Annotated in this window: 14 protein-coding genes; 4 read left to right on the top strand and 10 right to left on the bottom strand. The window is 62.5% G+C overall.

The features are described 5' to 3' along the window. Nucleotides 1–107: 107 nt before the first annotated feature. Entirely contained in the window at nt 108–773 is a 666-nt protein-coding gene (locus BMIN_RS04685) for a dihydrofolate reductase (RefSeq protein WP_022860946.1), read from the bottom strand. Between the two features lie 63 nt (nt 774–836). Continuing rightward, nucleotides 837–1,709 carry a thymidylate synthase gene (locus BMIN_RS04680; RefSeq protein WP_022860945.1) on the bottom strand — a complete coding sequence of 291 codons (873 nt, stop codon included), beginning with the start codon at nt 1,707–1,709 and terminating at the stop codon, nt 837–839. Between the two features lie 244 nt (nt 1,710–1,953). On the opposite strand from BMIN_RS04680, the gene BMIN_RS04675 reads away from it, so the two are divergent. Further along, nucleotides 1,954–2,367 carry an OsmC family protein gene (locus BMIN_RS04675; RefSeq protein ID WP_022860944.1) on the top strand — a complete coding sequence of 138 codons (414 nt, stop codon included), beginning with the start codon at nt 1,954–1,956 and terminating at the stop codon, nt 2,365–2,367. Nucleotides 2,368–2,492: 125 nt separating this feature from the next. Here the strand turns inward: BMIN_RS04675 and BMIN_RS04670 are convergent, their stop codons facing one another. From BMIN_RS04670 to BMIN_RS04660, 3 genes are all read right to left on the bottom strand, one after another. Beyond that, nucleotides 2,493–3,506 carry a universal stress protein gene (locus BMIN_RS04670; RefSeq protein WP_022860943.1) on the bottom strand — a complete coding sequence of 338 codons (1,014 nt, stop codon included), beginning with the start codon at nt 3,504–3,506 and terminating at the stop codon, nt 2,493–2,495. Between the two features lie 338 nt (nt 3,507–3,844). After that, nucleotides 3,845–4,618: a C40 family peptidase gene (locus BMIN_RS04665; protein ID WP_026647399.1), complete on the bottom strand. Its 774-nt coding sequence runs from the start codon at nt 4,616–4,618 to the stop codon at nt 3,845–3,847. Between the two features lie 224 nt (nt 4,619–4,842). After that, nucleotides 4,843–5,640 carry a CHAP domain-containing protein gene (locus BMIN_RS04660; RefSeq protein ID WP_238565623.1) on the bottom strand — a complete coding sequence of 266 codons (798 nt, stop codon included), beginning with the start codon at nt 5,638–5,640 and terminating at the stop codon, nt 4,843–4,845. A gap of 427 nt (nt 5,641–6,067) precedes the next feature. Between BMIN_RS04660 and serC the strand changes: the two genes are divergently transcribed. Then, entirely contained in the window at nt 6,068–7,210 is a 1,143-nt protein-coding gene (gene serC, locus BMIN_RS04655; protein ID WP_022860940.1) for a phosphoserine transaminase, read from the top strand. Nucleotides 7,211–7,336: 126 nt separating this feature from the next. Here the strand turns inward: serC and manA are convergent, their stop codons facing one another. After that, a complete protein-coding gene (manA, locus tag BMIN_RS04650; RefSeq protein WP_081647974.1) occupies nt 7,337–8,722 on the bottom strand; it encodes a mannose-6-phosphate isomerase, class I in 1,386 nt (461 codons plus the stop codon). A gap of 53 nt (nt 8,723–8,775) precedes the next feature. Between manA and BMIN_RS04645 the strand changes: the two genes are divergently transcribed. Next, a complete protein-coding gene (locus BMIN_RS04645) occupies nt 8,776–9,030 on the top strand; it encodes a DUF2530 domain-containing protein (protein WP_022860938.1) in 255 nt (84 codons plus the stop codon). Nucleotides 9,031–9,139: 109 nt separating this feature from the next. Here the strand turns inward: BMIN_RS04645 and BMIN_RS04640 are convergent, their stop codons facing one another. Next, on the bottom strand, nt 9,140–10,336 hold the full coding sequence (locus BMIN_RS04640; RefSeq protein ID WP_022860937.1) for a sensor histidine kinase: 1,197 nt from the start codon (nt 10,334–10,336) through the stop codon (nt 9,140–9,142). A 170-nt stretch (nt 10,337–10,506) separates the two neighbouring features. Here BMIN_RS04640 and phoU point away from each other — a divergent pair, with 170 nt between their 5' ends. Then, on the top strand, nt 10,507–11,187 hold the full coding sequence (phoU, locus tag BMIN_RS04635; protein ID WP_022860936.1) for a phosphate signaling complex protein PhoU: 681 nt from the start codon (nt 10,507–10,509) through the stop codon (nt 11,185–11,187). Between the two features lie 126 nt (nt 11,188–11,313). On the opposite strand, the gene BMIN_RS04630 is transcribed toward phoU, so the two are convergent. The 3 genes from BMIN_RS04630 to lysS all read right to left on the bottom strand — a co-directional run bounded on the left by BMIN_RS04630 (nt 11,314) and on the right by lysS (nt 14,950). Continuing rightward, a complete protein-coding gene (locus BMIN_RS04630; protein ID WP_022860935.1) occupies nt 11,314–12,054 on the bottom strand; it encodes a phosphoglyceromutase in 741 nt (246 codons plus the stop codon). A gap of 113 nt (nt 12,055–12,167) precedes the next feature. Beyond that, a complete protein-coding gene (gene menA, locus BMIN_RS04625; protein ID WP_152595162.1) occupies nt 12,168–13,223 on the bottom strand; it encodes a 1,4-dihydroxy-2-naphthoate octaprenyltransferase in 1,056 nt (351 codons plus the stop codon). Nucleotides 13,224–13,267: 44 nt separating this feature from the next. Continuing rightward, the gene (gene lysS, locus BMIN_RS04620; RefSeq protein ID WP_022860933.1) at nt 13,268–14,950 is read right to left on the bottom strand and encodes a lysine--tRNA ligase; all 1,683 of its coding nucleotides are present in this window, start codon (nt 14,948–14,950) and stop codon (nt 13,268–13,270) included. Between the last annotated feature and the right edge of the window lie 31 nt (nt 14,951–14,981).

The raw sequence follows: 14,981 nt of genomic DNA, 5'->3' as shown, positions 1-14,981 counted from the left end.
TCCCTCTTATTGTCGGCATTATCGGCGCTGGCATTATCGGCGCTCCGCGCGGCGCGGTCTCCCCCGCCTTCGTCCCGGACGATCGATCCGGGACCGTGGCCGAACGTTCAGCGATTCCTCGCGTATGTGACGAATCGGTATCCCCTGATCATGGTTCCATCCGCAGCGGGCGAACGCCATTCTCCGTCATCCTCGACATGCCACGATCCGTCCGAGACGAGCTCGTCCATGTCCGGGGCATAGGTGTCCGCATGAACCTGGGCGCGGATCTGGGTCACATATGCCTTCGACGCGAAAGGCAGGGCCTGACGGAAAACGGCGGCTCCGCCGATAACCCATATCTCGCTGCGGTCCATGCCATCATCGGGAATCGCCTCCTGCCGGGCCAGATCGAGCGCGGCGTCCATGTCGCTGACCACCGTGGCCCCCGGCGCCGTCATATGGGGATTGTGCGAGACGATGATGTTGTCGCGGTTACGCAACGGACGGTACCGCGGATCAAGGGAATCCCAGGTCTTCCGTCCCATGATGACGGGATGCGAAACCGTCAGCTCCTTGAACCGCTTCAGGTCCTCGGACAGATGCCACGGCATGCCGCCCTCGAAGCCGATGGCCCCGGGCCTTCCCGACAGGTCCGAAGCCTGTGCCCATATCAGATTCACCGAGAAGGTTTTGGGGAAATCATCCCCCCAATCCTCCCCCTCGTCATCAAGCCCGGCATAACCGGGCTCGGGTTCGTGATAGCCACTGCGGCTACTACTGTCATGCTCCATTTCACAGCGCTCCTTGGACTCAAGACTGGGTCATCAGTGTAACGACCGGCTCAGACCACGCGATCATACCGCGATTGGCGCGCTGATCGTGGGGTGGTGACGATAGTTCTCCACATGGAAATCCTCATACGCGTAATCGGCGAGGGACGCGGCCGGATCGATGTGCAGAGTGGGATACGGATATGGTTCACGCCCCAGCTGCTCAAGCACCTGCTCCACGTGGTTGTCGTAGATGTGGCAGTCGCCACCGGTCCATACGAACTTCCCCGGTTCCAGTCCCGCCTGCTGGGCCAGCATGCATGTCAGAAGAGCGTAGGAGGCGATGTTGAAGGGCACCCCGAGGAACATGTCGCACGAGCGCTGATAGAGCTGGCAGGAAAGCCGCCCATCCGCAACATAGAACTGGAACAGCGCGTGGCAGGGAGGAAGCGCCATGTTCTCGACCTCCGCTGGATTCCACGCGCTGACGACCATACGCCGCGAGTCGGGATGATGCCGGATCAGGTCCATCACACGAGCGATCTGATCGATCGTCCGGTTCGGATCATCGGGAGTGGGCGCCGGCCAGCTGCGCCATTGGACGCCGTAGACGGGACCGAGATCACCGTTCTCGTCGGCCCACCCGTCCCATATATGGACGTTGTTCTCCTGAAGCCAGCGCACATTGCCGGATCCCCGCAGAAACCACAGAAGCTCGTAGGCCACTCCGCGGAAGAACACCCGCTTGGTCGTGATCAGCGGGAAACTCTCGGCAAGGTCGAACCTCATCTGTTTGCCGAACAACGAGATGGTCCCCGTGCCGGTTCTGTCGGATTTGAGCGTCCCCGTCATGAGAATCTCACGCAGAAGATCCTCGTACGGAGTGGGCACCACGGACTGCGGGCGCGGCGGCACATGTGAACGGATATCGTCAAGATCCTCTGTGGTCAAAGACATGGGTTCCATCCTACCGACGCTTATGACTTCTCGGCGGGCCGATGCGTCGACGGATACGGACGCAGGCGGAACCGTGTGCCGACACATCCGCGTTCCGACACGTCCGTATGCCGACACGTCCGTATGCCGGGACGCGCCCCGGATTCTCACCAGAAGCCCAATGCATTCCTCCGGTTGCCCGGGTGAACTACAGTTGTCCATGTCAAGACGCGGAGTCCCGCGTCGCTACCACAAGGAGGATCGCATGGGTAAGCGCATCTGGGTCGAAAGGAACAAGGACGGCTCCTGGGACGCCTTCAGTGAGGACGGAGCCCACGTCAAGTTCGGTCATGGGAAGGGACTTTTCAGCCCCGGCGATCTGATGAAGGTGGCCTTGGCCGGCTGCGGCGCACTATCGAGCGAGTTCGCCGTCGAGCATACCGTCGGGGAGGGGCACGGCGCCCATATCGTCGTCGATGGCACCTACGACAACGACAGCGATTCGTATCTCGCGTTCGAGGAGCAGATCACCGTCGATGCGACCGACGCCGATCTGAGCGCGGAGGACGCGAACAAGCTCGAGGAGCGCGTCAGACGCCACATAGACAAGAGCTGCACGGTGAAGCACACGATGGAGCAGATCACACCGGTCCGTCTGGACGTCACCATTCGTCGATAGACGGCGGCCGATAGACGGCAGCGTCGTCGCGTAACGAGGAAAACGATCAGGAGTCGTCCGATACCATTCCGGACGACTCCTGATTGAATTTATGCCAATGGTTTACGTCGATCGCCGGCTTCCGGTCAATGCTCGCCGTGAAGAGGATCGATGCTCGCGTCGATGGCCTCCGCCTGTCGAGAATCCGCGGTGGGCACCGAGACCTCGGTGACCCCCTCGATGTCATCGGCCGATTTCTCAATGGGCCGCGATTCCTCGGCCTCCACGTATTTGCGTGGCACCACATAGACCGGACTGACCGCATGCTGGACGAGCCCCTGACTGGTCGAGCCGAGGATCAGACCGGTGAACCCGCCACGACCCCGCGATCCGACCACCACGACGTCGTGGTCACGGCTGGCCTTGGTCAGGGCAGCGACGGCGTTGCCGGGAACGACCTTCTTGCTCACGACCAATGACGGATACTTCTTCTGCAGCGGCTGGACGCGATGGTCAAGATCCTCGAGGTACGCGGCCGTGACGTCCTCGTCGCCGTCGGCGCCCTGGACGTGCGGAACGGCCGATATGACGTCGAGTTCCGCTCCCCATCCGTCGGCGAACCCCGCGGCGATCTCCAGCGCCTTCATCCCCCACATGGACTCGTCGGCACCTACGGCGACCCGGGTGATGGTGTTGTTCAGATGCATGAGATTGCCGTCATCGTCGGTATAGGGAACGACCACGATCGGACAATACGCATATGCGGGGAGGGATGAGCTGGTGGTGCCCAGAAGCCTTTCCGCCAATCCGCCCTTGCCTCGATTGCCGATGACAATGAGGTTGTAGTTACGGGACAGCTCGACGAAAACCGAGGATGGATCGCCGGTCACTATCAGCGTGACCGCCTCGACGCCCTGCTGGTCCGCAATTGCCTTCGCCTTCGACAGGATCTCCTGAGCGTCGTTGTGGGCGGCTTTGTCGTCGCCGAAAGCGGTATATGTCGCGTCAAAGGACACTGCAGCATAGCTCGGAAGCGAATACGCACAGACGATCTGCAGCGTCAGTCCCGCGTGCTTGGCATAGTTCGCCGCCCACCACGTGGCCTTGTAGCTGGCGCGCGAGCCATCGACTCCCACAAGAATGGCCTTATCGTTGATCATGATGACCTCCTCCGGCGGATGGCGGTATTCCCAGCGCCGCCATAAACGATTTTACCCGTTTGACGCTCCCCTACAACGCACGCGACACAGGGACTCACCGAAGGCCTCCGCAAGATCCACTAAGCGCCCCCATGAGAAGCGCTCCATGACATCCACGAAACACGGAGAAAGCACGAAGTTGAAGAAAGCACGAAGCATGAAGAAGACCGTACGGAACCATGGACATGAAATGAGCCGATGTGAAAGAACCCGCCTGCAAACAATAGCAGACAGGTTCTTTTCAAAGCACTGGACGATACAGACAAGCACTACACAGCAAAAGCACTACACAACGACCACTACACAACGCGCCGAATCGAGTAGGCTCCCGTGTAGACTTCGGTGCCGGTGATCCGAGTGCCCAGACTCGGCAACAACGCGCTGATGATCAGACCGTTGCCAAGATAAATGCCCGAATGGATTCCGTTGGCCACAATATCCCCCGGCTGAGCCTCTGCCAAACTGCCGACCGCGGTGCCCACCGTGGCCTGCGATCCTGAGACGCGAGGAAGAGTTATGCCAAACTGGGCGTAGATGTACTTCACGAAACCCGAGCAGTCCCATCCGGGATTCGGAGTCTCTCCCCCATAGACATAGGCATTCCCCTCATAAGAGGTGGCCAGTGCCGCGATGGCCGACCCGGTCGCGGTGCCCTTGGTGGCGGACGACGAGGACGAAGACGAAGACGAGGACGAAGACAACGATGACGAGGCGCTCAACGACTGCCGCTCCTGAGAGCGACTTGCCGCGGCCTGCTGCTCGCGTTCGTCCTCCTCCTGCGCGGCCTGCTCCTTGGCCTTCTGCTCGGCCTGAAGCTCCTTCGTCGATTTGGTCTTCTCGACGTTCAGGGTCTCGGTATAGCGACTGCGGTCGGAGGAGTCACCCTCCACCGTCACCGACGTAGACTCGGCAAGAAGATTACGACGAACGACGTTGTTCTTCGGGAAGGACCGTGATGAGGTGACGACGGCCGGGGCCGTGTTCGCAATCGACATTGGCGCGAACAGGGCAAGCATCATGGCGACCACCACGACAATGGCGATCGACAGCAGAGGTTTGTTTAGGCTCTTCATCACGCGAAACTCTATCACACACAGATTGAACACATATCCCGCGCCTAGCGCATGGGCCGATGCCACGCGGAGACACGCCGTGAAAGCATGGCCGCCACGGGCCCCGTCGTCAATCACTCCATAGGATGATTCGACGTAACAGGATGATTCGATTTAACGATGCCCGGTGATGAAGCATGATGCCCGGCACTGCACGCTACCCAGTAATGGATGTACCGAGGGGCCTAGTAATGAATGTACCGGAGGGCTGCGGCCTGAGATGCCGTGAAGGTCCTCGAGAAGGTCTCGCCGGACATGCCCGCGCTGGTTTCGGAAGTGACCACCGAACCATCATCATTGATGGCCTCCACGATGGCGACATGGCCGTATACCGCATCCGCGCCGTCCTGACCCGCGGAGAAGACGATGACATCCCCCACATGCCGAGGCGTGGAATCGACCCAGTACCCCAGCGTCTTGGCGGAATCGGCCCACATCCGTCCATCACCCATATGGGACCCCACAGGGAGGCCGAGTTGGGTCCGTCGCTTGTAGACCCACCACGTGCACTGGCCGAACTCGTACGTGTTGCCCGCATCACCGGTGGCGTGATTCGGATTGAATCCGGAGGGGAGCACGGCGGAGTCCTTCTCCATCAACGCAGCGACCCGCACGTTCGACGCCGCCACGGTGGACATCTTCTTCACATCAAACTGGGAGTTCGACTCGCCCAGACTCCACCCGCCGTCATCCGTCGACGACGATTGCGTCTGCGTCAGATCCGTCCGTTCATCGGACCGCGAGGCCGCCGAATCCCCCCGCACCCGTTGGATCTGCGTGGTGGTCGTCTCCTGAGCCGTGGACGTCGAGGACCCCTGCGGCCCCGCCCAGGCCATGACCGACGTCACGGTACCCACCAAAGCCGCCAGCGACGCCGACGCGACAAGGTTGTTCCTCCGCCGCTGCGCCCGGGCGGCCAGCCGCATCTCCCGTCGGGTGACGGGTGCGGACGAATTCAACCGTCGAAGGAGGTCACGATCCACGCCTGCTATCGAAGTACCGTCGTCGCGCCCGGCATCAAGCGGATTCCCATCGTCCAAAACGGCTTCGCAATGCTGGGCGTGGGCGCCTTTGTCAGAGGAGACCCGCCCAAGGACCCAGCCGGATAGAAACCGACTGCGACCGGAAGATCGGGCCTTATGAGCGGCACTACCCATTACCACACTCCTTGAGGATCATCAACCGCCACGACCCCGCGCGCACGGCATCCACAATCATCACACGAGAACATCATCGCGATATTTAACGATATTTCACGTTTCCGACGTCGCTGAACGGCGCAAACGGCCGGACACCCGCGTCATCGTAGCACACGCTTCTGGCAGCAAAGCCGGATACCGCGGCGTCAGAACGAACACGCTGCGTTCCGAGGCCGTCCCGCCATCCACAGCGGAGACTACCCTCGGAAGCATGAATGACGGTCTACAGATTCCCGCAAGCCTGCTTCCCCAGGATGGACGTTTCGGGTCCGGCCCAAGCAAGATACGCACCGACCAGATGGCCGCGCTTGACGAAGGCTCGACGTCCCTCATGGGCACGTCCCACCGCAAGCCCCCGGTCAGAAGACTCGTCGCGTCGATACGCGATGGGCTGCGCTCGTTCCTGCGCGTCCCCGACGGATATGAGATCGCGCTGGGAAACGGCGGAGCAAGCGCCTTCTGGGACATCGCCTGCGCATGCCTCATCGACCACAGGGCGGCGTTCGGCAGCTACGGATCATTCAGCGCGAAATTCGCCATGGAGGCCGAGAACGCGCCATTCCTCGATTCCCCCGTCCTGTTCTCATCGCAACCGGGAACCTATCGCCTTCCCGACCTCACCGACGGCGTCGACGCCTACTGCTGGGCACACAACGAGACCTCCACCGGAGTCAGCGCCCCCGTGTCGAGAATCGGGGGAAGCGCACGGCAGGGCGCGCTCATCCTCGTCGATGGAACCAGCGCGGCCGGAGCCCTGCCCGTTGACATCGCGCAGACGGACGCCTACTACTTCTCCCCGCAGAAGGCCTTCGGATCCGACGGCGGCCTCTGGTTCGCCGTCCTCTCCCCCGAAGCCATCGAGCGCGCGTACTCCATAGAAACCTCCGCGCGTCAGGAGGCGAAGGACCGTTGGATACCAGCGTTCCTGTCGCTGACGTCGGCCCTGGAGAACTCACGCAAGGAGCAGACGCTCAATACGCCGGCAGTGGCCACGCTGATCCTGATGGAGAATCAGATCCGCTGGCTGAACGACCACGGCGGACTGGACTGGGCGACGTCACGGTGCGAGGAATCGGCGCGGACGCTTTACGACTGGGCCGAACGAAGCGATTACGCCTCGCCGTTCGTGACCGATCAGGATGCGCGGTCCCATTCCGTCGTCACCATCGATCTCGACCCGTCAGTCGACGCCGCAACGGTGGTGTCGAGGCTCACCGACAACGGGATCGTGGACACGTCGGGATACCGCAAACTCGGTCGCAACCAGCTGCGCATCGGGGTGTTCCCCTCCGTCGACCCCAAGGACGTGCAGGCGCTGACGCGATGCGTTGATTACGTCGTGTCACGGATCTAGGTCCTTTTCGTTTCCCCCACCACACCGGTTCCGTGCCGTCCTGGTTTTACGCCGTCCCGGTTCCACGCTGTCTCGGTTCCATGCCGTGGAACCCGTTCGGCGTGACGGCGGCACGGCCCAGCGATCTCAAATCGCTGGTGATGCCATCAGAATGGCGCAATCCCCGTCATTCGGGACGGGAAACACGCGAACGCGCTCAACCGCCGGTGCAAGAGCCGCCTCACCGGGGTTCAGAAGCAACGATCCAGCCGTCGTTTCGCATCGCACACCTCCCGAGACGCACAGCACGACGCGGACACGACCCCGATCCAACTCCACGTAGGACTCCTCCCCGGCACCCTCCCCGACGCGAACCCCGATGGAATCCGGCAAACTGCACCAGGACAGCATGAACTCCTCGATCCCCGGGCTCATCGCGCCGGCCACGGCACGCCCATGGACGCTCAGCCCCGGGGTCTCTCCCGAGAACGACAGCAGTCTGACACCTCCATCGCCCTCATAGTCCACGACGCGAAGAGCCTCATCCACATGCCGTGGCTTAACCGTCAAACCGGCCCTGAGCACGGTGTCCGAATTCGTCATGATCTCAACGGCCGTCCCGCCGATATACGTATGCAATGTGCCGGCGGGAACGTACATGCCCTGCCCTCGGTCAAGACTGACGGCATTCATAAGAAGCAGCGCCAAAGGACTGCAGTCACCGGGGAACGCGTCCGCCGCGACGAGGGCATGCCGAAGCATGGCCGCTCCGCGCCCATCGTCCGCCCCCGCCAGAGCCTTCCGCAACGCATCGTACAGGCCAGCGGCACATCGTGGAGGGCTCGTGACCGCGATGCCCAACGCGCGGCGGCGGGCACGGGCCCCATGCGACAGCCATGCCATCGCGTCGTCATCACCGACGTCGTCATCACCGACGCCGTCATAGCCAGGCGACTCATCCGCCTCTTCGACACAACGCAGCATCGCCGCCGCCACGGGATGCCGGACCCTCGCCAGGACGGAACGCGTCACCCCCATACCCGCGAATCCGACGGACAGCTCAAAGGGATCCAGCGCCACGACCATCTCGTTCTTCTCGACACGGTCGCGATAGGCCCGCGACGGGGAATCCGAGGCGATGCCGGCCCTGTTCTCCCTGTTGAACCCCTCACGCGCCCGGAACGACACGGGATGAACCTGAAGGGACAGAGGACGCCGGGCCGAGATCACCTTGAGCAGAAAGGGAAGGACGGGACCAAAACGGGACGAGTCAAACTCACCAAGCATGGAGGTGGGATCGTCACGGATCAGCTGATCCACGGTGGAGGATCCGGCGGGCCCTCCATCGACAACCGACGGCCACACGGGATGCCCGCTGAACCACACCTCGGCGAGCGGACCCGTCACATGCGCGGCCCGACCATGGGGAAACATCGTCTGGAGGCGGTCCTTCGACCCCCACTCATAGGGCTTGAGCACTGGCTCGATGCGATACACAAGGTGCTCCTCCCTGATCGCGGACAGGCGCCTCATCAAGGTACCCGCTGAAGGACCACATAATACCGGTTCCGGTATATGGTGAAACCATGAAGCTTGCACCGATCATCAACCCGGATGCTCGAAGGCCGATGCCCAAACCAATAAGGGTCAACCTTCAACGGGTGTTCCTCGCCGGCATGGTGATGTGGCTCATCGCGCTCGTTGTATGTCTCGTGCTGATGGCCCTCACGATTCCCACGGGAAGGGCCTTCTGGGTAATTCTCGCAGGATTGGGAGTCGGCGTCGCCCTTCTTGTATGGGAACGGCTCGATAGGCGCAACTACAGCCAGTTAGGGAAGTGACGTTCGACGCCACCGGATTCCGGCATCCGGCTTATTCGGCATAAAACGGCACCACCGGCGCCACCGGCAAACGACGACGATCGACTATCGACTATCGACTATGGCGTCCCTACTGGGCGACCGGCAACGACATCGTGAAGGTGCTCCCCTGACCGGGAGCGCTCCAGACCGACACAATGCCGTGATGGGTAAGCGAGACGTGCTTCACGATCGCGAGTCCCAGGCCGATGCCCTCGGACGTGCGATGGTTCTGGTTGCTGCCACGATAGAATCTCTCGAACACGCGGGGGCATTCGTCCTTCGCGATTCCGCAACCACGGTCGACCACCTGGACCATCGCCCGTTCCGGCGACGAGGCCCGCGTGACCAGAACCGATACGACGGCACCCTGCGTCGAATACGCAATCGCGTTCTCGACAAGCTTCGCCACGGCCACCCGGATCTGTCCCGGATCGCCGTTGACCATCAGATCGTCCTCCCCGCTGACCTCCACCCTGATGCCATTGTCCTTCGCCAGCGCAGCACAGCTATCACACGCGGCGTCCACCTCATCACGCAGGGAAAGGCGATTCTCCATGGAAGGCACCACGGGCTCCTGGGCTTTGATCAGAAGAAGGAGATCCGCGACCATCCGTTTGAGATGCGAGGCGTACCGCCGCGCCTGTCTGGCCGATTCCATGACATGCGCGGCGTCGATTCCGCCGGATTCCATCGACTCGGCCAGATCCTCGATCGCCGCCGTCGGTCCCACAAGCTGCTCCGAGACGTTGTCGATGAACGAGTCGCGAACCTGGGCGAAACGCACCCGCTCGCTGACGTCATCGATCAGCACGATGACGGTTCCCCCTGCGATCATCGATACGGTCACGGTAAGCCAGTTGCGTCTCGACACGGCCGCTGTGGAACCTCCGGCGTCGGAGGCATCAGAGGCGGAATCCTCGCGGAATCGTTCCGGAGTCCACGTCGTGACGTCGGATCGGACGACTCGCCTCTCTCTCCTCGCACGCCAGACCATCGCGCGTATCTGCGGATCGGACACGGCATCATCCGCCACCACCCCCATGCGATAGGCCGAGGGACTCGCCTGAACAACCTCATCGGAGGAATCCAGAACGACGGAGGCCTCATCCAGCATCGACAGCACGGACACCACCGAATCGTCGACCTCATCGCCGGCGTCATCAAACTCACCATCCGCACGCCGACGTGACGCCACCAGCGCCACCACCCCGATCAGAACCGCTCCGATGACGACTCCGGCAACCAGCCAGATCATCGACGATCCCGATAGCGCAGACCATTCCATGTATCCATTCTCCCACCGCGTCGACGTAGGGTGCGGTGAATCTTGAGTGAACGCCACCATGAATTCTTCCTGAACAGTCGTTTGGATGCAGACATGCCCATGGACAATGGCGCTCGGCATAATAGACTGGTTTCATCGAATGCGTCTATACGCGAAAGGCTGGCGGGAATATGCGTGTGATATTCAACGAGGAGATGAGGGCCGTCGCGGACGACCTCGACACCATGGCCCAGGATGTGCGCCGCGCCATCAACCTGTCCTGCACGGCGCTGCTCAAAAGCGACGTCGAAGCGGCCCAAAGCGTGATAGACGGGGATTCCGCGATCGACAATCTCGAATCAAGCATCCTCGACCAATGCGTGAAGCTGCTGGCCAAGCAGAATCCCGTCGCAACCGATCTGCGGGTCGTCGTATCGACCATGCGCCTGGCGTCGACCTTCGAGCGCATGGGCGATCTGGCAAGGCATCTCGCCGAAGCCGCCCGACGGACATATCCCCAATCGGCGATCACCCCCGACGCCATGCCGCTTTTCACGCAGATGGGGGATTTCCTCACCGTGATGGCCGATCGCATGGTCAGCATGCTCGCCGACCGTGACGCCAAAACGGCCGAGCAGATCATCCTCAGCGACGACCAGCTCGACGCACTCCACCACAAGACCTTCGATCTGGTCCTCGCGGACGACTGGACCGGATCGCGTCAGGATCTCATCAACGTCGTCCTTCTGGCGCGCTTCATGGAGCGCCTTGGGGATCATGCGGTTTCGGCGGCACGGCGGGTGGTCTATATCGTCTCCGGATTCGATCCCACCAAGGAGCCGTCGCGAGACGAGGGAACGGACATCGACTGACCGTTCGCATCAACTGACCGTTCGCGCCATTCCGGCGCCGATGCTCACCACGGAACAAGGGGCCCCGCACCTTTTTGGTGCGGCCCCCGTCAGGGGAACGATCCGTTCGACCTACTTCTGTCCCTGTTACTTCTGTCCCTGGGCTGCGACGGCGGCGGCGCCGGCGGCGGCGGCCTCGGGATCAAGGTACTCGCCACGCGGTTTGATGGGCTTGAAGTTCTCGTCAAGCTCGTAGACCAGCGGAATGGCGGTCGGGATGTTGACCTTGGAGATCTCCTCCTCGCTCAGACCGTCAAGCATCTTGACGATGGCACGAAGCGAATTGCCGTGGGCGGCGATCAGAACGGTCTTGCCGGACTTGAGCTGCGGAACGATCGCGGACTCCCAATACGGCATGACGCGGCTGACGACGTTCGACAGGGCCTCGGTCTCCGGAACCGGATCCCCGGCGTAGCGCGGGTCATGATCCTGCGAGTACTCGTCGTCCGGGTTGATCTCGGGCGGCGGAGTAGCATAGGAACGGCGCCAGATCATGAACTTCTCGTCGCCGTACTTCTCACGGATCTCGGACTTGTTCTTGCCCTGCAACGCGCCGTAATGACGCTCGTTGAGACGCCAGCTGCGCTCCACGGGAATCCACAGACGGTCGGCCTCGTCCAACGCGTAGTTGGCGGTGTTGATAGCCCGGCGAAGCAGCGAGGTGAAGACGATATCGGGAAGCACGTTCTTCTCCTTGAGAAGACGGCCCCCGCGCTTGGCCTCCTCGACGCCCTGCTCAGTCAGCGGGACATCCACCCAGCCGGTGAATTGATTGGTCTTGTTCCATGCGCTCTGACCATGTCGGAGCAATACCAGTTTGTAAGACATAACGTCATGCTACGCGAAAGGACAGACGACATGGCGGCGACGCCCGCACCAGGAAGCGGCTCCGGGCACCGTCCGCACGCAATCGTTCCGCATCGTTCCACGGGCCGCGCGTCTCATGCGATGAGGACGCACAAGGACAGAACGAGGGCGGATGACGCCGAAACCCCGACGCACAGAAGGAAGGCCCGTCTCCACAACCGCCGACGAACAGCCACGACACCCGCGATCGCCTGAGACAGCAGCGCCACGAGCAGAACGGACATCAGCCAGAAACCGACCGTGACCGCCGGAGAGGGACCGGAACACGCCCGATCGCCGGACGACGTCACGCCACATGACGTCAATCCCAGCCGCGACCATGGCCTGGTCAACGCGAAAAGCAGAACGGGAACGACCGTCGCCACCGCCATCGACAGGGCGAAAAGCACGGCCCCCTGATCCTCGCCCATGCGGACCATCAGCGTTCGCTTGCCCATCGCTCCGTCGGATTCACGATCACGCAGATTGTTGACCATCATCAGACAGGCGGAGCAGCATCCGGGCACGATGGACAGCATGACGCTCGAGGGATCAAGCCCTCCGACGGATCCCAGACCACCCATCAGCGCCCACTGGGTGCCCACGCAGGCTACGGGCCCGAAGAACAGAAACGCCATGGCCTCGCCCCAGCCGCGGTACGCTCCGGGCCTGCGCCCGCCCGAGTACGCCCAGGCCATGATCGCGCACAACGCACCCACGGCGAGAAGAAGCATATGCCCTGTCAACACCACCACGGTGATTCCCGCGAGCATGGCGACGGCCACAGCGGAGAGCGCGGCATGGAGCACGAAGCGGGGACTGGTCCCGGATGCCACCAGACGCACGGGGGCCCCCGCCGACGACGCATCCGGCACGCCTCTGTCCCGATCCACTCCCCTGACGCCATCGGCATAGTCGTTCAGAAAGTTCGCGGAGATCTGCAGGGCCACCGAGACGACGAGGCACAGCAGCGCGACGGCAAGGAACCATCCGGTCGACGTGACGCATACGCCCTCTCCGGCCGACGCCCGTGGAACCGGTCGCCCTCCGACGACGGGACATGGCACGTGGACCATGTCCCCGCCCCACACGCCACGCATCACCCGCGGCCATGATGCCGCGGCCCCGACCACCACGGGAGACGCGCCCATGACCAACGTCCATGGACGCGCTCCCCGCAGCCAGTCCCGGACGGTCACAGAGACAGCGGCTTGATCAGGGGGAAGGTGATCGTTTCACGGATCGTGGCACCGGTCAAGGCGATCAGAAGCCGGTCTATGCCCATCCCCATGCCGCCGGCCGGGGGCATGCCGACGCCCAGGGCCTCCAGGAAGTCCTCATCGATGTCCGAGGCCTCCTCGTCACCGGCCATGGCATCCCGTGCCTGCGCGAGGAAGCGCTCACGCTGGACGACGGGATCGTTGAGCTCGGAGTATCCGGTGGCCAGCTCGAAGCCGCGCACGTAGAGATCCCACTTCTCCACCACGCCGGGCTTGGCGCGGTGGGACTTGACGAGGGGCGAGGTCTCGACGGGGAAGTCGCGCACGAAGGTGGGCTCGTAGAGCTTGTCCTCGTAGAAGTGCTCCCACAGGTGCTCGACGAGCTTGCCGTGGTTCTCGACGTCATCGCGTTCCACGCCCAGTCTGTCGGCGATCCGCCCCAGATGCTCGACGGACGTGCCCGGATTGTCCGGCCCTCCGTTCGGGACGATCTCCTCCCCCAGCGCCTCGGACAGCGAATCGTACATGCTGATCTGCTTCCATTCGCCGCCGAAGTCGTAGGTGGTTCCGTCGAGCAGCGTGACCGTGGTCGATCCGAACGCATCGGTCGCCGTGCGCTGGACGAGCTCCCTGACGAGCTTGCCTATGGAATCATACGTTCCATAGGCCTGATAGGCCTCGACCATGGTGAACTCCGGGGCATGCGTGGCGTCCACTCCCTCGTTGCGGAAGTCGCGGTTGATCTCGAACACGCGGTCGATCCCGCCGACCAGACAGCGCTTGAGGAACAGCTCCGGAGCGATGCGCAGATACAGATCCATGTCGAAGGCGTTCATATGCGTCGTGAACGGGCGCGCCGCGGCACCGCCGTGGATCGTCTGGAGCATGGGCGTCTCCACCTCGAGGAAGTCGTGCTCGTCGAAGGTGCGGCGCAGACTCGACACCGCCTTGGAGCGGTTGCGCACCATGTCGCGCGTGCGCCTGTCGGCGATCATCGCCAGATACGGCTTGCGGATGCGAGTGTCATCGCCAAGCTCCTTGTGGAGCGCGGGCAGCGGCTGAAGGGCCTTGGACGCGATCGACCATTCCGTCGCGAAAACCGACAGCTCGCCGGTCCGCGAGGACACGACACGACCACGAATATACAGATGGTCGCCAAGATCAACGAACTGCTTGAACTTCTTGAGCGACTCGGCGCCGATCTCCCGCTTCGAGACCATTCCCTGGATGGTGGTTCCATCCCCCGCCGACAGCTGGACGAAGCACAGTCCTCCGGCGTTGCGCAGGAACAGCACACGACCGGCGATACCCACCATATCCTCGGTTTCGGCGCCGGGATCCAACGTCCCATCGTATTTCTCGCGAACCTGCTGAATGGTGTGGGTGACGTCCACATGAACCGGATACGGCTGAAGACCCTCCCTCAGCATCATCGCACGTTTGGCCACCCGCATCTGGGTCTGTTCGGGATGCGCCGCCGGACCGAACCGGGTATTGCCGGGATCGATGGATTCCTCCAGACCCATGCCCTCATCGACGCTCTGTGCAATGGCGGCATCCTGCTCCCACAGCAGACGGGCATGCTCAAGCGTCGTCATGGTGGAGGGCGTGTCACCGTCCGCGCGATCCTCATCCTCGTTCTCGCTCAAATCACTCATAGCGCACCAGTGTACCGAGCGGCGGATACAC

It is taken from the genome of Bifidobacterium minimum (assembly GCF_000741645.1).
Lineage (GTDB): Bacteria > Actinomycetota > Actinomycetes > Actinomycetales > Bifidobacteriaceae > Bifidobacterium > Bifidobacterium minimum.
The sequence above is the reverse complement of the archived record's forward strand: the minus strand, read 5'-3'. Positions and strand labels throughout refer to the sequence as shown.

Bases quoted from the DNA above. Each gene is read 5' to 3' on its own strand.
- BMIN_RS04630 (WP_022860935.1), bottom strand. From the start codon at position 12,054: ATGTCTTACAAACTGGTATTGCTCCGACATGGTCAGAGCGCATGGAAC.
- BMIN_RS04685 (WP_022860946.1), bottom strand. From the start codon at position 773: ATGGAGCATGACAGTAGTAGCCGCAGTGGCTATCACGAACCCGAGCCC.
- manA (WP_081647974.1), bottom strand. From the start codon at position 8,722: ATGAGGCGCCTGTCCGCGATCAGGGAGGAGCACCTTGTGTATCGCATC.
- phoU (WP_022860936.1), top strand. From the start codon at position 10,507: ATGCGTGTGATATTCAACGAGGAGATGAGGGCCGTCGCGGACGACCTC.
- lysS (WP_022860933.1), bottom strand. From the start codon at position 14,950: ATGAGTGATTTGAGCGAGAACGAGGATGAGGATCGCGCGGACGGTGAC.
- BMIN_RS04645 (WP_022860938.1), top strand. From the start codon at position 8,776: ATGAAGCTTGCACCGATCATCAACCCGGATGCTCGAAGGCCGATGCCC.
- serC (WP_022860940.1), top strand. From the start codon at position 6,068: ATGAATGACGGTCTACAGATTCCCGCAAGCCTGCTTCCCCAGGATGGA.
- BMIN_RS04670 (WP_022860943.1), bottom strand. From the start codon at position 3,506: ATGATCAACGATAAGGCCATTCTTGTGGGAGTCGATGGCTCGCGCGCC.
- BMIN_RS04665 (WP_026647399.1), bottom strand. From the start codon at position 4,618: ATGAAGAGCCTAAACAAACCTCTGCTGTCGATCGCCATTGTCGTGGTG.
- BMIN_RS04675 (WP_022860944.1), top strand. From the start codon at position 1,954: ATGGGTAAGCGCATCTGGGTCGAAAGGAACAAGGACGGCTCCTGGGAC.
- menA (WP_152595162.1), bottom strand. From the start codon at position 13,223: ATGGGCGCGTCTCCCGTGGTGGTCGGGGCCGCGGCATCATGGCCGCGG.
- BMIN_RS04640 (WP_022860937.1), bottom strand. From the start codon at position 10,336: ATGGAATGGTCTGCGCTATCGGGATCGTCGATGATCTGGCTGGTTGCC.
- BMIN_RS04680 (WP_022860945.1), bottom strand. From the start codon at position 1,709: ATGTCTTTGACCACAGAGGATCTTGACGATATCCGTTCACATGTGCCG.